General features: G+C 52.5%; 18 protein-coding genes. 10 read left to right on the top strand and 8 right to left on the bottom strand.

What is annotated here, in order from left to right:
- Position 1: 1 nt before the first annotated feature.
- On the bottom strand, positions 2-2,944 hold the full coding sequence (locus IEY39_RS05165) for an FG-GAP-like repeat-containing protein (protein ID WP_188929174.1): 2,943 nt from the start codon (positions 2,942-2,944) through the stop codon (positions 2-4).
- Positions 2,945-3,157: 213 nt separating this feature from the next.
- Between IEY39_RS05165 and IEY39_RS05160 the strand changes: the two genes are divergently transcribed.
- The 3 genes from IEY39_RS05160 to IEY39_RS05150 all read left to right on the top strand — a co-directional run bounded on the left by IEY39_RS05160 (position 3,158) and on the right by IEY39_RS05150 (position 6,702).
- A complete protein-coding gene (locus IEY39_RS05160; RefSeq protein ID WP_188929173.1) occupies positions 3,158-4,057 on the top strand; it encodes an EamA family transporter in 900 nt (299 codons plus the stop codon).
- Between the two features lie 93 nt (positions 4,058-4,150).
- Positions 4,151-5,863, top strand: a complete 1,713-nt coding sequence (locus IEY39_RS05155) for a vWA domain-containing protein (protein ID WP_188929171.1) — start codon at positions 4,151-4,153, stop codon at positions 5,861-5,863.
- A gap of 5 nt (positions 5,864-5,868) precedes the next feature.
- Positions 5,869-6,702, top strand: coding sequence for an isocitrate lyase/PEP mutase family protein (locus tag IEY39_RS05150; protein WP_188929169.1), 834 nt, complete (start codon positions 5,869-5,871; stop codon positions 6,700-6,702).
- Here IEY39_RS05150 and IEY39_RS05145 read toward each other — a convergent pair.
- Entirely contained in the window at positions 6,688-9,072 is a 2,385-nt protein-coding gene (locus tag IEY39_RS05145; protein ID WP_188929167.1) for an ABC transporter permease, read from the bottom strand. The two genes, IEY39_RS05150 and IEY39_RS05145, sit on opposite strands and share 15 nt — an antisense overlap.
- Positions 9,073-9,262: 190 nt before the next feature.
- Here IEY39_RS05145 and IEY39_RS05140 point away from each other — a divergent pair, with 190 nt between their 5' ends.
- A complete protein-coding gene (locus tag IEY39_RS05140) occupies positions 9,263-10,474 on the top strand; it encodes an acyltransferase family protein (protein ID WP_188929164.1) in 1,212 nt (403 codons plus the stop codon).
- On the opposite strand, the gene IEY39_RS05135 is transcribed toward IEY39_RS05140, so the two are convergent.
- The gene (locus IEY39_RS05135) at positions 10,461-11,099 is read right to left on the bottom strand and encodes an HAD-IA family hydrolase (protein WP_188929163.1); all 639 of its coding nucleotides are present in this window, start codon (positions 11,097-11,099) and stop codon (positions 10,461-10,463) included. The two genes, IEY39_RS05140 and IEY39_RS05135, sit on opposite strands and share 14 nt — an antisense overlap.
- A gap of 84 nt (positions 11,100-11,183) precedes the next feature.
- On the opposite strand from IEY39_RS05135, the gene IEY39_RS05130 reads away from it, so the two are divergent.
- On the top strand, positions 11,184-12,551 hold the full coding sequence (locus tag IEY39_RS05130) for an alpha/beta hydrolase family protein (protein WP_188929161.1): 1,368 nt from the start codon (positions 11,184-11,186) through the stop codon (positions 12,549-12,551).
- Here IEY39_RS05130 and IEY39_RS05125 read toward each other — a convergent pair.
- Positions 12,538-13,077 (bottom strand): hypothetical protein, encoded by a 540-nt coding sequence (locus IEY39_RS05125; RefSeq protein WP_188929159.1) that lies wholly within the window; start codon positions 13,075-13,077, stop codon positions 12,538-12,540. The genes IEY39_RS05130 and IEY39_RS05125 overlap by 14 nt on opposite strands.
- Positions 13,078-13,193: 116 nt before the next feature.
- Here IEY39_RS05125 and IEY39_RS05120 point away from each other — a divergent pair, with 116 nt between their 5' ends.
- On the top strand, positions 13,194-13,703 hold the full coding sequence (locus tag IEY39_RS05120) for an OmpH/Skp family outer membrane protein (protein WP_188929158.1): 510 nt from the start codon (positions 13,194-13,196) through the stop codon (positions 13,701-13,703).
- On the opposite strand, the gene IEY39_RS05115 is transcribed toward IEY39_RS05120, so the two are convergent.
- Complete coding sequence (locus tag IEY39_RS05115) at positions 13,698-14,414, bottom strand: 3-keto-disaccharide hydrolase (protein WP_188929156.1); 717 nt, start codon at positions 14,412-14,414, stop codon at positions 13,698-13,700. The genes IEY39_RS05120 and IEY39_RS05115 overlap by 6 nt on opposite strands.
- Before the next feature lie 142 nt (positions 14,415-14,556).
- On the opposite strand from IEY39_RS05115, the gene IEY39_RS05110 reads away from it, so the two are divergent.
- Positions 14,557-15,171, top strand: coding sequence for a peptidylprolyl isomerase (locus IEY39_RS05110; RefSeq protein WP_188929154.1), 615 nt, complete (start codon positions 14,557-14,559; stop codon positions 15,169-15,171).
- A gap of 27 nt (positions 15,172-15,198) precedes the next feature.
- Here IEY39_RS05110 and IEY39_RS05105 read toward each other — a convergent pair whose 3' ends face one another.
- The 3 genes from IEY39_RS05105 to IEY39_RS05095 are packed head-to-tail and all read right to left on the bottom strand — an operon-like array spanning position 15,199 to position 18,204.
- Positions 15,199-15,531: a hypothetical protein gene (locus IEY39_RS05105; protein WP_188929152.1), complete on the bottom strand. Its 333-nt coding sequence runs from the start codon at positions 15,529-15,531 to the stop codon at positions 15,199-15,201.
- 49 nt (positions 15,532-15,580) lie between these two features.
- Positions 15,581-17,392: an ABC transporter ATP-binding protein gene (locus tag IEY39_RS05100; protein ID WP_188929150.1), complete on the bottom strand. Its 1,812-nt coding sequence runs from the start codon at positions 17,390-17,392 to the stop codon at positions 15,581-15,583.
- A gap of 5 nt (positions 17,393-17,397) precedes the next feature.
- Positions 17,398-18,204, bottom strand: coding sequence for a glycosyltransferase family protein (locus IEY39_RS05095; RefSeq protein ID WP_188929144.1), 807 nt, complete (start codon positions 18,202-18,204; stop codon positions 17,398-17,400).
- Positions 18,205-18,484: 280 nt separating this feature from the next.
- On the opposite strand from IEY39_RS05095, the gene IEY39_RS05090 reads away from it, so the two are divergent.
- From IEY39_RS05090 to IEY39_RS05080, 3 genes are all read left to right on the top strand, one after another.
- The gene (locus IEY39_RS05090) at positions 18,485-19,543 is read left to right on the top strand and encodes a glycosyltransferase family 4 protein (protein ID WP_188929142.1); all 1,059 of its coding nucleotides are present in this window, start codon (positions 18,485-18,487) and stop codon (positions 19,541-19,543) included.
- 273 nt (positions 19,544-19,816) lie between these two features.
- A complete protein-coding gene (locus IEY39_RS05085) occupies positions 19,817-21,895 on the top strand; it encodes a hypothetical protein (RefSeq protein WP_188929140.1) in 2,079 nt (692 codons plus the stop codon).
- Between the two features lie 29 nt (positions 21,896-21,924).
- A complete protein-coding gene (locus tag IEY39_RS05080; protein WP_188929138.1) occupies positions 21,925-23,094 on the top strand; it encodes a hypothetical protein in 1,170 nt (389 codons plus the stop codon).
- The last annotated feature ends 3 nt before the right edge of the window (positions 23,095-23,097 follow it).

Genomic DNA, 23,097 nt, shown 5'->3' with positions numbered 1-23,097 from the left:
ATCATAGCACGAGCAGCGTCTGTGCTGTGTTACGTTTTCCATTCGTCCATCTCAGCTGGTAGGTTCCCCTGGACAGCCCCGGCACGTTGATGCGAATTTCGGATATCCCGGCGGCGACCTGCACGATCTTCAGCTGTTTGCCCGACATATCGAACAACATGAATTGCGAGGTACTGCCGACATCCGGAATGTCTACCAGGAAGAAACCATTTTTCACCGGGTTGGGATGGATGGGCATCGATTGGCTCAACGGCTGAACTTTCACCGGCGAACTATAGGTGAAGGCGGCCGTCGTATCCTGCATTTTAAGCCGGTACCAGGTGATCCCGCTGATAGCGTTGGGATCGGTGAATGTATAGTTATGGCTGGCGCCGTTAGACCGCGTGGATCTTACTGTGGCGATGACGGTGAACTGGATGCTGTCCATCCCGCGCTCGATGGCATAATAGGAAATACCGGCGTCATTGCGCACCTGCCATTGCAACTGGGCATTGTTGCCGGCCAGTGAGCCGGTGAACAGTATCAGTTGGAAAGCGGCGCTTTGCAATTTCGTCGAATCAAAGGTATATACGAAGTTGGGTAGTGAATCGGACGAAGTGTTGTTACTCACTTTTACCTGGCCCGTCGCTCCACTGCCGACGACGGCCAGCAGCTGGGAATCGGATATCGCCTTGTAGTACACGGCCGGGACGCCGCCAAAGCTGACGCTGTTGGCAGTGGTCAAATATGTTCCGTAGATATATACCGTGTCGCCTGTAGTGGCGGCGGTTGGGTTGAAGGAAGTAATGGTAATGAGGTTGGACGGCGGCGGCGGTGGCGGTGGTGTATTGGTTATGAAGGTGAAGCCGGCCATGGAATCCGCGCCGTTGGTGCCGGTGACGGCGACCTTGCCGGTGGCGCCGGTGGAAACCACGGCGATCATGGAAGTATCGCCATACCAGGTGACGTTCGAAGCAGGGACGCCGCCAAAGCTGACGGCCGGATGGGTTGAGAAACCGGTGCCGCGAATGACGATCTGGGCGCCCTGTGCACCCGACTGTGGGCTAAAGGAAGTTATGGCGATGGGCGGTGCTATATAGGTGAAACCGGAAAGGGTATCTTTACCTCCGCCTGTTTTGACGGCAACGGCGCCCGTGGAGCCATAGGCGACGATAGCGGTGATCACCGAATCGGACACGACGGTGTAAGAGGCGGCGGGTGTAGTGCCAAAGCTGACGGCCGTGGCGTTGCTGAAGTGAGACCCCTTGATCGTTACCGTTGTGCCGGCTGAGGCGGAATCAGGGGAGAACCTACTGATCACCGGTGCCGGTATTCCATATTTGAATGTGTCAAGAGAAGTGGTGCCACCGGGTGTTACGGCTGATACGGCGCCTGTTGACCCGTTGCCGACGGTTGCCGTCACGGTCGAATCATTGACGACGGTGAAGGAAGTGGCCGGCGTACCGCCAAAGCTGACGGCCGTGGTCCCTGTGAGATGAGCGCCTTTGATGGTCACGACCTGACCATTTACGCCCATAGTGGGGGTAAAAGAGGTTATAGCGGGTTCAAGCGAGGATTTGTCCCGCAGCAGGGTAATTTTTGCTGTCGTATTATCGATGATGGCCAGATCGGGCAGGCCGTCGCCGTCCATATCGGCCGTAGTGATCGCCCAAGGCGTGCTGCCGGTAGCATAGTCGACATTGGCGGCAATGGAGGGAGAGCCGACGGTACTGGTGTTACGATGTACGGAGACTGTATTATCCAATTGGTTGATGCTGGCGATATCGGGTTTACCGTCGCCATCGAAATCGGCCAGGACAAGCGCCCAGGGGCTGCCGGGGTTCTGTGTGCCCGTGGGTACATCTGTTAACCGATTGAAGCTTATGGTGCCGGGCGTAGAGGCGTTCTGTAACAAGGTGATCGTCGCGTCGCCATTGTTGACGACCGCCAGATCGGGCTTGCCATCACCGTCCAGGTCGCCTACTGCGAGGTCCTGCGGAGAACCGCCGACGGAGAAGTCGACGTTGGTGGCAAAAGAGAGGGCGCCCCCGACGGTGCCGGTGTTGAGAAAGGTCGATACGGTATTGGTAGCCGAATTCACCGAAGCAAGATCTGGTTTGCCATCGCCGTCCAGGTCGGAGACGATGACGTTGAAAGGCAGCGTTCCCGAGGGGAGATGCAGGTCCATTTTCGGGGAAAAGCTCAGATTTCCAATCGTGCTGTTGTTGGCATAGAGGGATATAACGTTGTCCGCGGCGCTGGCTACTACGATCTCCGGTTTCCCATCACCGTTACAATCTTCGATCGTGATGCCGGTCGTATAGTTACCGAGGGCATAATAGATGGGAGCACCAACGGAGATAGTCCCTGCAGTACTGGTATTGTGGAAGATGACAAGCTGTGGCGAACCATAGCAGGTGACGGCGACTTCCGGTTTCCCGTCACCATCCAGGTCGCCGGCCGTAATGCCGACGGGATAGTAACCGGCCGGAAGAAGATAATCGACGGCAAGTGCGAATGAGATGGAGTGGGGGGTGCTGGTATTGTGATATATTGTTACGGTGTTGGAGTCGCCGTTTGCGACGACAAGATCGGGTTTGCCGTCACCGTCCATGTCCATGGAGAAGATGGCCTGCGGTCCCTTGTCTGTAGAGATATCCAAACGGGTGGAAAAAGCGGAGGGGATGAATTGTCCCGGATCGTTAAAGGTCGTGATAAAGGGGAGTGTCGAAAATGCCGTCAGGCCGGCGGTGGTCACCATTAGCGGCTGATAGCTGGTGCCGGCGGGTACTGTCACCGTGAGGGAAGTGGTTGTGGCGGCCGTTACCGTCGCCTGCACCGATCCGAAATAAACGATATTGGCGGAAGGGGTAGCGCTAAAATTCTTACCGTGAATGGTCACTGTTGACCCTACCGCGCCCGATTGCGGAACAAAATTGTGAATAATGGGTTGTGCAGAAACCAAAAAGGGGAAGTATAACGCAATCAGAAGGAAGACGTAGGGGCGTCCCCAACCAATAGTTGGTTTAATGCCAGGGTAACGGTTCGGCATGAGGTATTGAATTTGGCGGTAAGATAATAGAAAGATTGAATAAATGAAAACACATAGGCTAAAATAATTATGTAACTATCAGAATCACTTGTTTTTTAGGCTTTTTGGAGCATTTTTGTACTACAAATGAAAAATACAAAGCACTATCTGGCAGCCATAACTGCCTTTACGATATGGGGGTTCTTTAGTCTCGTGCTCCGGCCTTTGCAGACCTATCCTTCCCTCGACATTCTTTTCTACCGGGTATTTGTCAGCGGTGGGCTGATGCTGCTGGTGGGGATATTGCTGCGGAGAAAAGTGTGGACGGAGAACCGGCAGCACTTCGCGGCTTTGTCCGCCGCAGAAAAAAAAGGGCTGCTGTTCCAGCTCTTTGGCGGTGGCCTGTTCCTTACGGCCAATTGGTACTTTTTTATATATGTTACCAACGAGGTAAGTATAAAGGCTTCCGCTTTTGCGTACCTGGTCTGTCCGGTCTTAACGACTGTGTTGGCCTGGGCCATCCTCAAGGAACATCTTAGCCGGGGACAGTGGGTAGCCGTGTTGCTGAGTGCCACCGGTTGCGGGATCCTGGCTGTTGGTCATTTGACCGACCTGCTCTATAGCCTGCTGATCGCTTTCTCCTATGCCCTCTATCTCGTGAGCCAGCGGAAGAACTATGGCGCCGACCGGTTTCTGCTGTTAAGCGGACAGATACTCTTCTCCGCCTTGCTGCTACTGCCTTTTTATCCTGTCTATCATGGCCTTGTTCCCGTAGCGGGCCGGTTCTACATCCTTATTGCGGTGATCGCTGTTTTTCTTACCATCTTCCCGCTTTGGCTCAACCTGTATGCGCTCAAAGGGTTGCGGTCTTCTACCGTGGGCATCCTCCTTTATATCAACCCCGTGCTTGGGTTTATGCTGGCCCTGACGGTTTTTGGAGAAAAGGTAGATGCTTTACAACTATCGGCCTATGGCGTCATCGTACTGGCGGTGGTGCTTTTCAACTGGTTCAACCCCGCCATACGGGCGCAGGCGGCGGCAAAATAGTCACGGGTGCGGGATCTGCTGCGTTAATCCTGAGTGAGACCGGCTTGGGGAATGTAGCCGGAATGTTGTATTTTAACGCGGCAAATTGACTTTGTGAAACTGACTGGCTTAATACTGCTGCTTTGCAGCCTCCTATATACCCCGCTTTCTGCCCAATACTATTTCACCGGGGAGGTCAAGGACCTTCATGGCGACAAATTGCAACGGGTAGCCATCATCGTCCAATCCACCGGCATGATCTATGAGACCGGCAGATATGGGAGTTTCGAGATCACTTCCCGAATAGCCGATGATTCCCTCACCTTTGCCTATAACGGGTACGAACGGTATACCACGGCCATCAAGTCTACGGATTTTCTTCGGGTGACCCTCAAGGAGCTGACTCCGCCATCGACCCCACCGAAGATCAGGCTTACCTCCCTGATCCCGTGGCAGGGGTGCGATCCGTATCCGGTGTATACCTGGGACAACAAGCATACTGTGATCGAAAACCCCTTTCTGACGGGGCCGGCCAACATCTCCTTTACGGGCAATCCTAACGGTATTTCGTATTGTAATATCCGGCGATTCCTGGACATGGGGACGCCTGTTCCGTCCGAGGCCGTGAAGATCGAAGAGATGCTGGGTTATTTTAATTTTAACTATGAGGAGCCCGCCCCTGCCGAACTCTTCCACTGCAGCTCGGACCTTGTGTCCTGTCCCTGGAATAAGGCGCACAAGCTGCTATGTCTGAATATAAGCGCCCGGCGGGGGGATATGAGAGGAAATCCGCCCTGCCACCTGGTTTTCGCCATCGATGCTTCGGGTTCGATGGATATGCCCAATAAATTGCCTTTGATAAAGGCCGGGATGCGGCTGCTGGTACGGAATCTGCGGGATATCGATACGGTATCCTTCGTCCAGTATGGCGCCAACCTGAGCGTGCTGGCGGGGATACCAGGGTCGCGCAAGGCGGACATCATCAGGGCTATCGAGCAATTGCGTCCCGATGGAGCGTCACCGGGAGAGGCTGCGTTGAAGCTGGCTTATAGGGTGGCACATAAGCTATATATCAAAAACGGATCGAACCGGGTGATCCTTATAACGGATGGGGATGTCTGTGAAGACAAAACCGCCGCGGCCGACCTGGAGGATCTTGTCGCGCAGGAAAGCGAGGCCGGCATCCCCCTATCCTGCATCGGGGTCGGCATAACGCAAGGAGAGAGCAGCGAATTGTCCATCCTGGCCGAAAGAGGCAAGGGAACCTTTGCCTGTATGGGAGACGAGCAGGAAGGCGAAAAACTGTTGTTGAAGCAACTGGATGAGGGCCTGCTTTCCGTTGCCGACAGCGTGTCGGTCACCGCCGGCTTTGATTCGACGCTGGTGGGCGAATACCGGCTCATCGGCTATGACAACAAGCGAAATCTGCTGGCGGATACGGCTTTGCACATGGAAGGGAGTACGGTCAGCAGCGCCCATTCCATGACGGTGTTATTCGAGATCATCCCTCGTAAGGATGACATTAGCATCGAGAAGATCGCAAAAGTGCAGATCAATTATTGTCTTCCCGGCAAGAAGGCGAGGCGGACGATCTACTACGATTGTCCGAACAGCCCCGTGCCCTTTGACCGGGCTGATCTCCCGTTGAAAAAGGCCGCCTGTATTGCCTTATTCGGGATGAAGCTGAAGGAGTCGGCCTATGTGGCCGGTACCGGCTGGGGGGATGTCGAGAAAATGACCAGAAAGATCTTTGCCGGGAACAATTTTATCGATAGAGAGTATATCAATATGGTGATCAAGGCAAGAACGATCTACGAACATAAATAAGCGATATGAAAAACACACAGGCAGACAAAGCGGAAGCATTACAGCATCTTCATCAGCGACCGGGGATATTTGCTATCCCCAATCCCTGGGATGCGGGGTCGGCGAAGATACTCACTCATCTTGGATTTGAAGCGCTGGCTACGACCAGTGCGGGGCTGGCTTTTTCCCTTGGCAAACCGGACGGGCTGAATGCCGTTTCAAGGGAGGAGACCCTGGCTAATGCCCGGGCGATAGTGGAGGCTACGCCGTTGCCCGTCTCTGCTGACCTCGAAAATGGTTTTGGTGACGAACCTGAGGCCTGTGCCGAGACCATTTTTTTGGCGGCGGGTGCGGGCCTGGTGGGTGGCTCTATCGAAGACCATACCGGCAGGGCTGATGATCCCATTTATCCTTTTGATCTTGCCGTGCAACGGGTGAAGGCCGCGGTGAAGGCTGCGCGAAGCCTTTCGTTCCCTTTTGCACTGACGGCAAGGGCGGAGAATCTCATCTATGGACGTGCCGATTTGCAAGATACGATTCGGCGGCTGGTGGCCTTTGCGGAGGCGGGCGCCGACGTGCTTTTCGCGCCGGGGCTCACCACTGCTGAAGAGATAAGCGCCGTCGTCCGTGCCGTGGCGCCAAAACCCGTCAATGTGGTGATGGGTTTGAGCAAGGGTGACTTTACCCTGGATGGACTTGCTGCGCTGGGGGTCCGCCGGGTGAGCCTGGGATCGTCGCTTGCCCGTGCTGCCTATGGCCACTTTCTCCGGGCGGCGGAGGAGATTCACCAGCAAGGGAGCTTTACTTTCTCTAAGACCGGTGTCCCTTATGCGGAGTTTAACAAGCTATTCGGCTCTTAGACTCTTTGATGGATTGGCAAGCGCCGCTCTCACTGTATGATAGATAACGGTGAGGAAGGTGATCAGTAGTACCGTCACTGCCGCCAGCAGGAAGGGGGTGGCCGACAAACCCGTATTATAGGGGAATATCTTCAGCCATTTATCCATGAACAGCCAGGCGACGGGGAAGGCAATGAGACAGGATATCCCCACCAATGCCACAAAATTCCGGGTGATCAGTGTGACCAGCGTGGCAACACCGGCGCCCATGATCTTACGTAAGGATATCTCCTTTTGCCGCTGCTGGGTAGTAAAGGCGATTAGTCCCAGGAGGCCGAGACAGGTGATCGCGACGGTGAGGACGGAGAAGGCGGTGAAGATCTTGCCGCGTTTCTGGTCTGCTTCGTATTGAGAGTTGAGGGACTGGTCGAGGAAGGTATAGTCGAATGGGAGATCGGGGAAGATGCTGCGCCAGGATTGTTGTATACCTGTGATGGCGGCCTGTACGTCCCTGGCATCCAGCTTGAGCTGGATATTTCCCGCGTTGGGCCGGTAGCGAAGAAGCAGCGGCGCAATGGGATTATACAGGCTTCGCTGATTGAAGTCTTTTACTACTCCCACTACCTCCCAATACCGCTTGCCGGAGGTGTCGCCGGGAATTTTGACCCTTTTTCCGATGGGGTTATCCCAACCGAAGTAGTTGACCATGCTCTCATTGACGATGATGCTATGCAGGGTGTCCGCCGGGCCGGAGAAGTCCCTGCCTTTTCTTATCTGCATCCCCAGGGTCTTGAAATAGTGCTCATCCGCAGCGTAGGTGAAGACGCCCTGATCGACATATCCTTTGCTGGTCTGTATGGAGAAGAGGTTGAAGCTGACATCCTGGCCTGGTACGGCATCGGCCGTGCTGGCCGACAGCACGCGGGGATCTTTCCGCACGGCGTTGGTAAAGGCGAAGATCTGGCTGCGGGCATCGCGATTCGTATTTACCGGTATCGTCAACACCTCGGCCCGGTCGAAGCCCAGATCCTTGTTCCGGATATAATTGAGCTGCCTGAATACTACGAGGGTACAGATGAGCATGATCATGGCGATGGAGAACTGGGTAACGACCAGTATCCGCCGCAGGGTCACGTTGCTCGAACCTTTGGAGAGATTCCCCTTTAGGATATGGATCGGGTCGAATTTCGAGAGGTAGAGGGCGGGATAGCTGCCGCCGAGGAAGCCGACGAAGAGTACAATGGCCAGCAGGATAAGCAGGGTGCCGGGTTGGAGCAGGGCGCCAAAAGAAATGAACTTGCCGGCCAGGGAATTGAATACCGGCAACAGCAGGGCGACCAGGCCTATGCTGAGCAACAAGGCGATGAGCGCCGCCAGCATCGATTCGATGAGGAATTGTGCGATGAGCTGCGGCTGCGTGCTTCCAGTCACCTTCCGGACGCCGATCTCCTTTGCCCGGCGCGCCGACCGCGCCGTAGTCAGGTTCATGTAGTTGATGCAGGCAATGATCAGCATAAAAAAGGCTACGGCCGAGAAGATATAAATATAGGACATGCTGCCAAGCTCTTCCGGTTCGCCCTGCATGTTGGAATGGAGGTGGATGCTTAGGATGGGTTGTACGGCGTAATGTATCTTGATATTGTATTTGGCAAAGATGGGCGCCATGTATTTGTCGTACATGGGGAACAGCTTCTTCTCGAAGGCTGCCGCATCGGTATGGGGTCTCACCAGTACATAAGTGAAGATATTGAACCCGCCCCAGTTGTCCTGGAAATCTTTGGGCAGTGTGGTTGCCGAGATAAGGACGTTGAAGCGGAAATGGGAGTTATAGGGGATGTCCTTGATGACGCCGGTGACCTTGAAAACATCTCCTTTCGCATCCTCGAGGGCCTGGCCGACGGCATCGCCCTTGCCAAAGAATGTCGTAGCGACGGACTGGGTGAGGACGAGCGAGTTGGGGGCGACGAGCGCCGTGCGGGGATCCCCCTGGATAAAGGGGTAGGTGAAGATCCGGAAGACATTGCTGTCGGCATAATATACTTTGTCCTCGTAGATGCGCAATTCCCCTTTTTTGTACATCTTTTTGTCTTCACTTATGAAGCGCACCGCCTCTTCCACTTCCGGGTAGTCTTTTTTCAGGGTCGGCGCCAGGGGCACCTGGGTCGCGACCCATCGCATGGTATCCTTGTCCGGCTCTTTTATGTTGGAGGCGATGCGGAAGATGCGGTCGGCCTTTTGATTGTACCGGTCGAAGCTGAGCTCGTCCTTGATATAGAAAATGAGGAAGAGGCTAAAGGTGATGCCGATGGTCAGGCCCAGGATATTGAGCAGGCTGTACCAGCCGTCTCTTTTGAAATTGCGGAGCGCAACGGTCAGGAGGTTTTTTAGCATGATCCTTATTAGGCTACAAATTATTTGCCGCGTTTAAAATGCGTTGACGGCAAGTATTTTACGCGTAATTTTACAATAGACATTGTCCGGTTTTGATACAATCGCTGTCCGGAAGTGCTGTGATGAAGATCAGGCCCCCTATGACCGGTATCAGACCGCCGGGAAGTTTATTCACGTAAAATGATTTTATATGAAGAAACTTTACCTGGAGTTTGTAAGGGGGACTGCTTCCGTAGGTGTACTGATCTATCACCTACCCGAGTCCTGGTTTACCCCGACTGAGTTCAGACGATTTTCCATGACCACCCTGGGCACGGACTCGGTTATCCTATTCTTTATCCTTTCCGGTTGTGTTATTAATATTTCCTATAGCCGCAAGCCTGGGTCAAGATGGGATTTTATGTCCAGGCGGCTACTGCGCCTGGTGCCGCAATTCTTACTCGGAGTATTGTTTGGCCTGTTGGCGGCCTGGTGCCTGGGAAAGGCTTTACCTTCCTTTTGGCAGCTGCTGGGGAATGTGTTCATGGTAAGCACGCTGCAGGGTTTCATCGTTGAATCCTACCGCGTTAATTCGGTGGTTTGGAGCCTCAGTTTCGAGATGTTCTTTTACGTGATCTTTATGCTTACTATCGGACGCTTCCGCAGGAAAGCTGTTTTGTGCTGGCTTGTCATTGCCTTGTGCATGATCCCTTTCTGCTACCATCTGCCCCATATCGGCGTGGCCGACCATTTCATAGCCATGTTCGCTTTCTCTGCCATCTGGCTGGTTGGGTATTATGTATACGAATACCGGAACCTCTTCTATGTCGATGGGTACACGGCGGCAATAAGCCTGGGCACCCTTCCTATCCTGTCGAGATTGACATTCGCTGCGCAATGGCCGGGGGTAGATCCGTTGAAACATTTTCTGTTTGCCATCGTCGCCATTCCTTTTTTCCGGTATTGTATACAGGCGGCGCCTTCGGGGAAAAAACTCCCTATTTTCATTCCGGTGTTGGTATGTGTTGGTGTGGTTGCGCTCTTCCTGCGGGAGCCCGGCTATTCCCTGCTTACCAAGGTGATGTGTACCTTGACGCCGCCCGGGCTGGTGTTGCTGTTTGCACTCATACATCGGCGTGGTTTTGCAGCCAGGGCAGTCGTTATTGTCAATCGTTTGGGTGCGGTGTTAGGAAAATATTCTTACTCCCTCTATATCGTACACGTACCCATCCTGCTGCTTTGCTCGCATTATTTCCACTACAGCGTAGCGCTTTACCTGCTGGTTGGTCTTTCCAGCATTGCCTTGCTCACCTGGTTGATGGAATCCTATTTTCAGCCTGCGGTGATCAGGCTTTTCAGAGGGCCCGCTGCACGCCGTCGTGCAAGGCAAATGAGCGTGCAACAGGGCCCTAGTCCAGGGTGAGCCCCATCGCCGCCAGGGCATCCTTTGTCTTGCCTACATTCTTATAGTTATGGGTGATGCCCCTGATGCCGAGTCCCTGGGCTACCTGGACGAACATGGGCCGGTCGTCGATGTACACCACGTCTTCCTTTGGCACCTGTGCGATGTCGAGGGCCACCTTCCAGATGTCCGCGTCCGGTTTCCGGAAGTGGACAAAGCAGGAAGAGATGAAGAAATCCACGAATTCGTTGAGGCGGAAAGTTTTGATGCGGTGTTCGTTGAGCTCGCGGCCTTCGTTGTTCACCACCGCTATTTTCAATTCGTAGCGGGCCTTCAGGGCCTTGACGAGATCGATCATTTCCGGGTAAGGTGCGGATTGTTCGAACATGAAGGTGCGAAACTGCTCCACGGTGAAAGGTTGTTCTCTGCAAAACACTACTCGTTTCAGGTACTCATCGAGGCTTAGCTTGCCGGCTTCGTAGGTGTCGAAGGTCATGCGGTGGCGGTCGTTCAGTTCGTCAATATCCAGTCCGAATTGCTTTGCCGCGGCTTCGCGTGAACGTCTGTCCCATCCATTGGTGAGCATTACTCCGCCGATGTCGAGGAACAGCGCCGTCACGGGGGCCGATGTTGAATTGGTTGCCATTGCTGTTGTTTTTGTGTAATGCAATATAAAAGGATTGCGGCAAAAAATTGGTGGAAGGTGATTTTTTGCCGCTAAATTTAGGTTATGAATCGAGTATGGCTTATTATGCTGGTGATGGGGGCCTATACCAGTTTGTATGCGGATCAGGGCGGGCTGGAAGCGGGCAGGATCATCAGTCCGGTGATCTGTCAAGCGGACCCTACCCAGTCATATGCCCTGTATATTCCACTTTCACAAAAAAAGGGGGGTGTATTGCCTGTCGTCTATTTCTTCGATCCGCATGGCGATGGGTCGCTTCCGGTGAAGAGATATAAGCTGCTGGCCGACAAGTATGGGTTTATCCTTGTCGGCAGTAACAATTCCAAAAACGGTAATGACTGGGCGACCACCGGCAATATCTGGGCGAAACTGGCGGAAGACACCCGACGCCGGTTGACGATCGATGGCAACCGGGTCTATGTCTGCGGGTTTTCCGGTGGCGCTAAGGTCGCAGGGTATGTTGCCATCCAACACCCGGGTGTAAGAGGTGTCATTGCGGGTGGAGCGGGGTTGCCGGATGGGGTTTCGGCGGGCGACTTCCCGTTTAGCTTTACCGCATTGGCGGGTGAAGGGGATATGAACCTCACCGACCTTGTCGCCTTTAGCAGCGAACTTGACAAGACCCGGACCCGTCACCGGATCATCGTTTTTGACGGCAAGCACGAATGGGCGCCCCTGGCTGTTATGGACCGGGCATTCGCGGGGTGGCAGCTGGAGGCCATGCGGGATGGTGTCTTTCCCAGGGACCAGGCCTTTATCAACAAGACCGCCGGGGAAGACAAGAACAGGGTGGGGGCGGCCATCCGGGCAGACCAGCTTGTCCGGGCAGAACAGGGTTGCCGGGTTGCGGTGAGCTTTCTTGACGGCCTGACGAAGGAAGCTGACTGGTTCAAACAAAAAGCGGCAACGCTTAGCAGTGATCCGAAATTTCGGCAACAGGAACAGGCTCGGGAGGCCCTTTTTGCCCGGGAGCAGAATATGAAGGCTGATTATATGCAGCATTTTCAGCAGGGCGATATGCGATACTGGCAGCAGACGATAAAGGACCTCGATGCAAAGGCTGCGGTGGCAGGGCCTGAGAGGGGGATGTATCATCGGCTGCTGGCCTATTTGTCGCTGGCCTTTTATTCGATCAGCAATCAGCAGATGACCGCGGGACGCAACGATGTTGCGCGGCATTTCGTGGAGCTGTACAAGATGGCCGACCCTACTAACAGTGAGGCCTGGTATTTTTCCGCTGTGCTGGATATCCGCGAGGGGCATGTGCCTGTTGCCGAGACCGATCTGGTGAAGGCCGTGGGCGTCGGGTTTAGGGATAAAGATCGCATGCGAAGACAGCCGGAATTTCAACAATCCTTTCCACCGGCTGCCTTTTCAAGGATCGAGAGTAAAATGCGGCTTAGTTCTCCCTGATCGAACGGATGGTCGTCTGGAATTCTTTTTCGTATTGCTCTCCCAGGTCCTTTGTCATATCCAGGTAAAACTGGATGGCTTCGTTATGCTTGTCGATGATATGGATCATGTAGAGTACGTGGTCCAGCCCGTTAGAGGTATAGGAGCATCGCATCAAAAGCGCATCCTGGTAGGTGAGGGGAAATCCTTTATTTGTTGGGAACATAGTCGTGTCTGTTTTCACCCCTCTACCCTGAAACTGCGCCCGTTTGTTGATCGAAAATTCGACGATATCCCCGTGAAATTTTCTGGCATCTTCGACAAACAGCATAATGGCGGGAATGATAGCCCGGCCGTGGGGGTCTGTTACCGGTTTCCGTTTGAAGAAATAAATTCCCCTGGTAGAATCCGTTTCCGCCGATGGCTTCCATTTGTCATTGGGTAATTGGAGGGTAATGTGACTATTGGGGAGGTTGACGGTTACTGGTTGCTGGCAAAAGCCATGCAGGGAAAGGAGAAGAAGGAGGAGAGATAGGAAGGGTCTCATTGTCAATAGGAGTTGATAACAGTGAACAAGATAATAAGAATTCAAAAAAGTGTTAAAAGATTTCCGGGGGCGGGAAGTTGTACGAACATGTTCGTATTATTGGTAAAACTTTTCAAATGAAAAAGACTGCTTTTATCTTCTTATTTGCCGGCAGCCTGCTATCGGTGGCGTCGCGGGCGGTGGCGCAGGACAAGACGGGTTGCATCAGTATAAATGAATTGCTTTCTGTGATGCCGGAGACCAAGAAGGCCGACAGTGCCCTCGCGGAATACAAGACGGCCCTGGAACAACAGTTCGACGCCTTTCAATCGGAGTACAGTCAGCAGGCTGCTTTACTGGCCTCGCGCGATACCGTCAAACTTACCCGGAGCCAGATCGATCTCAAGCGTAGAAGCCTGGCCGAACTGCTGGCCAGGATACAGGGGTATGACCAGGAAGCGAGCAACCTCTTTAATCAGAAGCGGTCGGCGTTGCTGATGCCGATCCAAAAGAAGGCCGAAGACGCGATATGGCAGGTGTCCAAAGAGAACGGCTATGCCTTTATCTTCGAAAAAGAGAACCTGCATGTCTATCCGCCTTCGGCCGACATTCTCCCCCTGGTGAAGAAGAAACTGGGAATATTATAACAACCGGATCTTTATATTTCTCCAGCCGCTGGAGCCCGGATGCTGTTGCAGGGCGATCTTTCCTTTGGCTACTTTGGCAAAGTCGGCGAATTCCGGGTTTCTGAATTTGCTGCCTGCGATCATCTTGTTCCATTCGTCGCTGCCGATCTGCCCATCGAAGGTTTTTATTCCATTGAGCCAGAACGTCAGGTGACCTTTGTCCTGGATCAGCCGCACCTGGTTCCATTCACCAATAGGTTTGGGTTTTGAGACCGTCGAGTCACCGGCCATATCGTAGAGGCAGCCAGCCAGATGATTTTGTTTTTTGTTGTCCGACGCATCCTTGTTATCGAGCACCTGCATTTCCGGTCCGGTCTCATACGTCGCCCGGTGTTTGGGGGATTCCTGGACGTCGAAAATGATGCCGCTGTTGCCGCCTTTTGAGATGCGCCATTCCAGGTTGAGCTCGTAATTCTCGTATTCATCGTTTGTGACGATGTCCCCGCCGCCGCCGGCGGGCTGGGAGGGGTCGAAAACCAGGGCGTCTTCCTTAACCTGCCATTTCGAGCCTACTGTATCCCGGAGATAGGTGTGCCAGCCTTGGGTTGTTTTGCCGTCGAACAGCAATTTCCAACCTTCTTTTTTTTCTTTTTTGGTAAGGGTATTCGGGGCCTGAGCGAAGCCGGCGCCGCCTAGCAGGACAAGGGCCAAAATGGCCAGGGTTCTTTGCATTGATCGTGATTTTTGAGGGCCCAATGTAATAAAATATCATCTGCTATTGATAGCTAATAATTTACGGAGCGAGGCAACACCCCGGGCGGAAATTCCGTATACTGGAAAAAATGCTATCTTCATAGCGGTGTAAATTAAATATATGAAAATTAGCTTCGTGGGTGCATTCTTATTGCTCCTTTCTTCGTCAGCATTCGCACAAAATCAGGTACACGACCAGTTCGCCAAGATCACGACCGAACAGCAGGCCCAGGCATGGATAGCGTCCAACGCGGCCCTGAAGCCGGCCATCCTCCACCTCAATTCCCTAAAAGATAGTACGCTCATCGACAAGCGATTGTTACGCCAGAACCAGGGCGATGTCTTCTCCGTAGGCTATGTTACCTATAAGGTTCTGGAAGCGACCGAAAAGGTCACCTACCGCGCAAGTTATATTTTCCTGGATGGGGGAACGTTGTCGAACACCGAGATCGACAGTCTCAAAAAGATCATCGTAGACAAGGCGTCCAAAGGCGCCGAATGGAACCAGCTTTCCGATCAGTATACGATGGATGGGAATACTACCCATGGCGATACCGGCTGGTTCTTTGGGGAAGAGATGATGCCGAAGGAATTTCAGGATGCCGTCAAGGCGCACAAGACCGGAGATATCTTCTTTGTGGATGTATCCGAGCGGAATTGGCACTATATCGTCAAAAAGACCTACGACGATGATGATAAAAAAGAAGCTACCGTCCTTCGTGCGAATGGACGATAGCCTATAGTTCTTCCTTGGTGACTGATGTTATTGACCGATCTTTCTGCTGTTGTGGTTCAACTGCTGGTTCAGGGCCTTTTGATCGGCCTTGGTGAGATGGCCATTATCCTGCTTACGCATATCGTGTTTTTCCTGGTTTATCTCTCTGAGATTGCGCCGGTCTTGATGTGCCTGCTGTTTGGAGATATCTCCTTCCTTGCGTTCGTCAGTGATCCTCCTTTCCTGGTTATCCTCGCGCCTGTTGACCTGGTTCACCCGGGGATGGTCTTTCAGATGGGTGGGTTGGTGGCCGGGGCCTTGGGCGAATGCAATGGCGCTGACGAAAAAGGCAAGCGCGGTGGTGATAGTAAGTTTCTTCATGATTTTAAGTTTTATATATAGATATTGGATAACGTGAAAGGTTTAATGGTTATTTTACTTCCTGCATGGTGACAAGTTTCCGATAGATGCCGTTCTCTATCTGCATCAATTGGTTGTGTGCGCCCCGTTCGGCGATCTCTCCATTATTAAGGACAATGATCTCATCGGCGTGACGCACGGTGCTGAGCCGGTGGGCGATCACCAGGGAGGTGCGGTTTTGCATCATATTGTCGATGGCGTCCTGTACCAGCCGTTCGCTTTCGGTGTCAAGAGAGGAAGTTGCTTCATCGAGGATGAGGATCGGCGGGTTTTTTAATAAGGCCCGGGCAATGGTTACCCGCTGTTTTTCGCCGCCGCTGAGTTTGTTGCCCCTATCGCCGATGTTGGTGTCGAATTTACTTTTTTTCGACTGGATGAAATTGTAGGCGTTTGCTATCCTTGCGGCCTGTTCGATATCCTTCATCGGGACGTCAGTCCTGCCCAGCGCGATGTTGCCGGCGAAGGATTCATTGAACAGAATAGGCTCCTGGGTCACGATACTTATATGTTTTCTCAGGGAGGCAAGACTGTATTCTTTGATATTTACCCCGTCTATCAACACTTCGCCAGCTGTGACGTCGTGAAAGCGCGGGACCAGATCGGCCAAGGTGCTCTTGCCCGCCCCGCTGCTGCCTACCAGCGCCACCGTTTTCCCTTTCGGGATGGTGAAACTGATATTCTTCAGCACCGTTTTGTCCGCATAGCTGAAGCTGACATCCCTGAACTCTATCTGGCCGGCGAATGTTTCCAACTGTCGCGTGCCGGTATCTTCTATCACTACCGGCGCCTGTAAGAGCTCTTCGATGCGTTCGATAGCTGCCGAGCCGCGCTGCACATTGAAAAAAGAGGTGGACAGCGTCTTGGCCGGGTTGATCATCAGGGAAAAGATTGCGATGTAGGCAATGAGGTCGCCGCCGCTGAGGGAATTGCCGTGCACGATCAGGCTGCCGCCGAAGTATAAGATCACACACAACACGACGACGCCGAGGAGCTCGGTCAGGGGAGAGGCCAGGTCACGGCGGACGCTCATCCTTTTGCTGATGGTGAACAAGGTGTTGTTGAGCGCTTCAAAGCGGTTTTTTATCAGCGATTCCGCGGAGAAAGCCTTTACCACCCGGATGCCGCCAAGCGTCTCGTCCAGTATAGAAAGCGTTTCGCCGACCCGGACGGATGCGGCCGAAGATTGTTTTTTCAGGGTGCGGCTGATGCGGCCGATGACAAAAGCGGTGAGGGGGAGCAGGATAAACAAAAAGAGCGAGAGCGTCGGACTGATGTAGACCATCGTTACAAGGTAGCTCAAAACCAGCAGCGGGTCTTTTATAAGCCCTTCCATGGTGCTGACGATGGAGCTTTCTATTTCGCTGACATCGTTCGTCATCCGGGACATGATGTCCCCTTTTCTTTGCTCGTTGAAGTAGCCGATGGGCAGGGTCAGCACCTTGGCGAACATATCATTCCGCAAGCGGATGATGATCGAGCTTCTCACCGGGACGGAGATATAAGAGGACAGATAGAGAAACAGGTTCTTCAGAAAGGTGGCTAAGATGATCATGCCGCAGCAAATGGCGACGGCGTACATCTGGCCGTGTTGCTGGATGGCGTGGGAGAGAACCTGTGAGACCAGCTTTCCCGCCTTCCCGGATTCGATGCTTTGCCTGGCGGCTTCGCTGCCTTTTGTATTGAAGATGATCGATGTCAGGGGGGCAAGCATGGCGATGGAAATCACCGAGAGCGAAGAGGCGAGTATCGTCAGGGACATATACACGGCGATCTTCCCTTTGTAATACCCGATATATTTTAAGATGCGACTGAATTTTTTCATTTTAGTTATTTATCTGCGCGGTTATTTATTTGCGCGGCGTCGTAGCGTAATTTTACCAGTTGCTCGAATTGAGGTTGAAAACAAAAATCAAAACCTTTATCACCGTACACCGTTACATTGGGGCATTGGAAATGCACTTCCAGGAGCCGGTTTACTTTCAACGCTTCTGCTACGGAAAAAGGGAAGGATTGGTTGCCGATGAACAGTCTTGCACCGGCGATGACGGAAGCCATCTCCAAAAAATCTTTTACGGGCCGGTGTTCGAGGTCGGGAATCATTTTTTTCATTTCTTCATATTCTTCCGGCAGCCCGATGAATTGCACGTCGGGATAGTTTCTCAGGAATTTGTAGCTGACACCCGGAGCCCGGTAGCGATTGCTCCTTGCTATGACTATGGCGTTCTTCGCCCCGGGATCGGGATTGGCCCGGAGCCAGGCCTGGTTAAGATCGTAGTTTACCGGGAAGATCAAAAAATACCAGCGGGCTATATTTCCCCTATCCAGCAATAGCGGATATTCCCTTATCTTATCCAGATCGATGCAGCCGGTGTGTCCGTTGTAGATCTCACAACTTTTAAATCCCGGCTGCGCCAGCAATAAGGGTTGTAGCATGCTGACCATTTTTTTATTGAGCGTCACATTTCCCAGTGGATGTTTGACATGTTTGGCATACTCTGCCGGCTGATCGATGCGGAGATGAAGGAAGATATCCTGATCTCCAGCCATGGCCTTCATAGCAGGGATGGCGTAAATGATATCGCCACAATTGCCACTATGCTTGAAATGCAGCGGGCTTTTTTCGGGAATTATCAAGGATGGTGGAGTTACCTTTTTTAAGCGAGCTTTGTACTTTTCTATCTGCTTTAAATGTTTATATGTATCTTTATCAGGCGCAGTCGCTTTTAGCCGTAACTTTGTTAAAAGATTCATAATTGAAGAGTGCGTTTTTTTTACTGTCAGTATTGATCCCACCGACCTGTCTGGATTGAATTTTATCCTACACGCAAAGAAATAGAATTTATTTTGTCAGCTACCCAACTTTTTTCAACCGGGCATCGTATCGGTTAAAGTATGGGGCTTTCCCTTTTTATCTATGAAAAACATTCTTATCGACGCAGAGCGAACGAAGTATCTTCACACCGGATTGTACCACTTTTGCAGGCATCTGATCAATGCGCTTGCCGTGCACAACCACGCCGGCGAATATTGTTTGAGCACATACGCACCCGAGAAGGAGCAGAGCATCTTCAATCAACGGATTTCGGTTGTCGCTCATTCTTCGTTCCACAAATTCTACCAGCCTTTCCTGGCGCAGTTTCAGCTTTTTCATTCGACGTTTCAGGGGACCAACTATTTTCCTTTTTGTCTTAAGGGGAAGGTGGTGCTGACCGTTCATGACCTGAATTTTTTGCATGAAGGCGAGCCGGCGGCAAAGCAAAAGAAATACCTTGCCCGGCTGGAAAAGAAACTGGAAAGGGCGGATACCGTGGTGGCTATTTCGGAATTCGTAAAGAACGATCTGCTTCAATATACTTCTGTCTACCCGGGGAAAGTAAAGGTGATCCACAACGGATGTAATATCCCGCAGGGGGCCGTCGCCCAGCATCCGATGTATATCCCCGAGGCGCCGTTCGTTTTTTCGGTCGGCACGATCATGGAGAAAAAGAATTTCCACGTACTGCCCGCCATGCTGTTAAAGAATGATCTCCACCTGGTGATCGCGGGTCTTTGTCTCAGCCCCGAGTATCAATTGAAGATCGAGAATGCGGCGAAGGCCCTGGGGGTACAGGACAGGGTGCACCTGGTAGGGGTGGTAACCGAAGCGGAAAAAACATGGTATTTGCAGCATTGTGAAGCATTTGCCTTCCCCTCTATTGCCGAGGGTTTTGGTCTTCCCGTTATAGAAGCGATGCATTTCGGCAAGCCCGTTCTGCTGTCCACCTGTACTTCATTACCGGAAATAGGTGGAAAAGAGGCCTATTATTTTGAGCATTTCGACCCCGAATACATGAGCGATAAGACCATGAAGGTGCTGGCAGACTACTATCAACAAAACAATAAGGCGATGGCTATCCGGCAATGGGCGGGTAAATTCTGCTGGAACAGAACGGCCCGGCAATACCTGCAGGAGTATAGGCTGCTACTGGATTGAGCGGCCGGCGACCGCTAAATGCATTGTTGCCAGAGCGTTGTGTAAAAGCCGCGTATTTAACGTTTCTTTATTGTCAAATTAACAGTGCTGAAACAGATTTTTGTGGAGAAGGGGCGTAATTTTGGGTTGTAATAATCAGCGTTATTATTTAGTTTTTAAGCAGTCAATTTTCTCATAAGCAGTTAGTTTTGGTTACGACCCCTGTTTCTACAGGGGTTTATTTTTTTCTTTACCCTTCCGGAAAGGAGGCTATTTTTGTTATAACACTCCTTTGTGGTGATTTTTAAGCACATCCCGATCATTTTCCTGTTATTCGCCTGCTTGTCGTGTAATGAAAAGCAGCAGGGCCGGCTTCGTCCATCCGTTTTATGTCCTTATCCAAAGAAGATCGCAGTTTATAAGGACAATGTATACGATCTCAATGGGTATGCGGACGAAGGGAATGGCGACCCCTTTTGTCTTTTTGATGAGAATGCACTGGTAGATCCGGCAAATGATCCTGACGGGTCCTATAAACCGCACACCAACCCGCAGCCTGCTGCTCATCCCGGGATCTATTTTCCTGCGGGGAAGGGCAATCGCATTGTCATCGATCTGGGAGCGACCGGCAGGCTGACCGACGCCTGGCTCTACGACCGGAGCAATTCGCCGGACAGCGTTTGGCTATATGTTGGCGATATGCTGCATTGGAAGCTAAAAGCGGCGTTTACGGCTATATCGTATTTCGAGTCGTCCCGGTGGCGGAGGGTTCCTTTGGACGACAGTTCGAGATATGTAATGATCCGGTTCAGCAGTTACAAGACGGCGATCACCGAGATGGTGTTGTATGGTTGTGCTGGTGGGGCTGGGGCCCAGCCGCCCTCTGCGGCGCCGCCCTCTGCTGCGTCGCCCTCTGCTGCGCCGAAGGACCCACCGTTTACAAGGAAGGCGATGAAGGAATTTTTGGGAGTGAATGACTATAGCGCGGTCGATGCGAAATGGTTGAAGCCGTTTTATTATAGCCGGATGTATTCCTTTGCCGTCGATTTCGACCGGGACACGATCAACCGATACCCGGATGTCCAATACAATATGACCCACTTTGGTTATTGGGACAATAGTATCCATGATTATCATTATGGGACGGAGGATAACGTGAAGCAAAACCATCATGTGGTCTGGTATACAATGCAAGGACTGCCTTTATGGATGGCAAAGGACGAAAAGGACAAGAAAGGCCGGCCTGTGACACAATGGGGGATGGATCCCGAAGACCCGCGGTCTTACGTCCGGCATAGTGCGATGATGTGGACCCTTGCCGCCTGGTTCGGCCATACCAAAAGAGATACAAATTTGCTGTCCCTGGACCATCGCCCCCGGACTGCGGGCCGCGGAACTATGCAGCTGTACGAGAATGGCAATGAAGAAGACGCCTTCTGGACAGGGGAACGATATTGTGATCCGATGGACTATTTTGCCCAAAGCAGCGCGGACTATGATGGCGCGGAAGGGGCATTGGGCGCGCGGTGCGGCATCCACAACGCAGACAGCAGCAGTGCCCTCATAACATCGGGATTGATCAGTCTCGACACCAACCGTATCAGGGTCTATAAATTCCTATGCAATACCCTTCGTAAGGATAAGGCCTTCATCTGGAAGGGTGGGGTACAATACCATCATTATTCCAGCGATGGCAGGCATGGCATCAGTCCTGAAGAAGATTCTTTGCGGTGGAGGCTGGCGAAGGTGAAATCCTTTACCGATCGCCTGGAGCCGGGAATCCCCTGTATCCTGGGTGAGAACGGGTATGACAAATCGCAGCGGACGAGACAGGCTACCCCGCTGCTACCCGGACTTAGCCCCGAGGAATGCCAGGCGGTGTTTATTTTGCGTTCGATAAATGCGACAGCCTTCTCGGGGTTCGACTCGTACATCCTGTATTGGTTCAAGGATAACAATCCTGCCGATGATGCGAATGTGTACCTCACCTCCGGCGTGGTGCGGCAGATGCCGGATGGCAGCATTCAACCCTATCCCTCCTGGTTTTATATCAGTACACTCGAGAACAGGCTGGGCAATTACAGGCCTGACCAGATAGTCAGCGAAAAAGGAAACGTGTGGGTATATAAGTATCGTAATGTCCTTTCGCCGGATTCGGTTGCGTATTTTATCTATTCGCCTACGCATACCGGGTGGAAAGACCCGGCCTTTGCTTTGGAAGTGGGGAATGTCGCAGGAGAAGCGCAGGAGATAAATTTTGCTGCCGGTTCGGTCGACGGTGATGTGGTGGGCAGGAAGGTGATGGATGGGAAGGTTACGGTGGAGGTGGGAGAGAAGCCCAGGCTGGTTTTGGTGAGGGAAGGGAAGCTTTGAAAAAAATTATCTTAGTTTCGCATGACCATATGATAAGGGCAAGGCTATACTGGCATGTTTTTGTCACGGCGCGGACGCCGGCGATCGTAGCTGAGCAGCTTCGCTTTGTCCGGAGCCAGCCTTTTCCTGTCACGGCTGTGATCACGGGGGTTGGCGAGGTGGGGGAGGATACCGACAGCATCATGAACCTGTTGCGGGCCTGTCCGTTGATCGACGATGTCAGGACCCCTGACCGCCGGGAATTCGAGTTCGACACAATGGCTTGTCTTTTCCGGGAAGCTTCCAACTACGACTATGTAGGCTATTTTCACACCAAGGGCGCCACGACGGATTATGCGCAGGCGGTGTTTTGGCGCAACCTGATGAATTTTTACACCGTTCAGCTGGCGGAGAACTCGATTGCCTTGCTGGAAGCAGGTGGGTATGATTTTATCGGAGCTATGAGTACTACGGGGCTGCCGGGTCAGAAGCCTTATATCGCCGGGAATTTCTGGTGGGCACGTTCTTCCTATATTCAACGATTACCCAGTCCCATATTATCACCCCATCAGACGAGATACGATTGCGAATTATGGATTGGTCTTGGGGAAGGGGAAATGGGCGCTTTCCTGGACATGCGAATATTGGATACACCTATTGCGGGCATCGTGCAACGATACGACACCGATAAGAAAGCGCATGGTTATATCCCCTTCTATGAATTGTATCTATCCGGGTTCCGCTTTCGGCGTGGCCGACTGCTGGAGATCGGCGTGTATAAAGGGGAGTCGCTGCGTCTGTGGCAGCAGGCCCTGCCTCAGTTCGTCGTGGAGGGCGCGGATATCGAAAGTAAGCCTGAACTTCAGGCGACGGTCTATGTCGGCGACCAGGCGGACCGGAGTTTTTTATCGGGTCTGCCGCAATATGATATCATCATCGATGACGGAGGGCACCGGACGAAGCAGCAGCTTATCTCGCTGGTGAGCAAGATTCAGCATACCAACCTTTATGTAATCGAGGATCTGCATACCTCCTTCCCCGAGCTGTATGCCAGCTACCATGAGCCTGGCGAGATCACCTGTCTCGACTATCTTCGCCAGTATCCATCGCTAAAGCCTGACTATATTTCGCAGGAGGAACACGAACGTCTGGCTGACAGAAAGATCTATATCGAAGAGGGGACCTTCTCCCCGATCGCCTTTATTCTTCCGGGAGCGTAGAAC

Origin of the sequence: Puia dinghuensis, from assembly GCF_014642875.1 — a bacterium.
Lineage (GTDB): Bacteria > Bacteroidota > Bacteroidia > Chitinophagales > Chitinophagaceae > Puia > Puia dinghuensis.
Note: the sequence above shows the minus strand (reverse complement) of the source record. Positions and strands in the feature narration are given on the sequence as shown.

Bases quoted from the DNA above. Each gene is read 5' to 3' on its own strand.
- IEY39_RS05160 (WP_188929173.1), top strand. From the start codon at position 3,158: ATGAAAAATACAAAGCACTATCTGGCAGCCATAACTGCCTTTACGATA.
- IEY39_RS05150 (WP_188929169.1), top strand. From the start codon at position 5,869: ATGAAAAACACACAGGCAGACAAAGCGGAAGCATTACAGCATCTTCAT.
- IEY39_RS05080 (WP_188929138.1), top strand. From the start codon at position 21,925: ATGATAAGGGCAAGGCTATACTGGCATGTTTTTGTCACGGCGCGGACG.
- IEY39_RS05120 (WP_188929158.1), top strand. From the start codon at position 13,194: ATGAAAAAGACTGCTTTTATCTTCTTATTTGCCGGCAGCCTGCTATCG.
- IEY39_RS05140 (WP_188929164.1), top strand. From the start codon at position 9,263: ATGAAGAAACTTTACCTGGAGTTTGTAAGGGGGACTGCTTCCGTAGGT.
- IEY39_RS05130 (WP_188929161.1), top strand. From the start codon at position 11,184: ATGAATCGAGTATGGCTTATTATGCTGGTGATGGGGGCCTATACCAGT.
- IEY39_RS05145 (WP_188929167.1), bottom strand. From the start codon at position 9,072: ATGCTAAAAAACCTCCTGACCGTTGCGCTCCGCAATTTCAAAAGAGAC.
- IEY39_RS05105 (WP_188929152.1), bottom strand. From the start codon at position 15,531: ATGAAGAAACTTACTATCACCACCGCGCTTGCCTTTTTCGTCAGCGCC.
- IEY39_RS05135 (WP_188929163.1), bottom strand. From the start codon at position 11,099: ATGGCAACCAATTCAACATCGGCCCCCGTGACGGCGCTGTTCCTCGAC.
- IEY39_RS05125 (WP_188929159.1), bottom strand. From the start codon at position 13,077: ATGAGACCCTTCCTATCTCTCCTCCTTCTTCTCCTTTCCCTGCATGGC.
- IEY39_RS05115 (WP_188929156.1), bottom strand. From the start codon at position 14,414: ATGCAAAGAACCCTGGCCATTTTGGCCCTTGTCCTGCTAGGCGGCGCC.
- IEY39_RS05100 (WP_188929150.1), bottom strand. From the start codon at position 17,392: ATGAAAAAATTCAGTCGCATCTTAAAATATATCGGGTATTACAAAGGG.
- IEY39_RS05110 (WP_188929154.1), top strand. From the start codon at position 14,557: ATGAAAATTAGCTTCGTGGGTGCATTCTTATTGCTCCTTTCTTCGTCA.
- IEY39_RS05090 (WP_188929142.1), top strand. From the start codon at position 18,485: ATGAAAAACATTCTTATCGACGCAGAGCGAACGAAGTATCTTCACACC.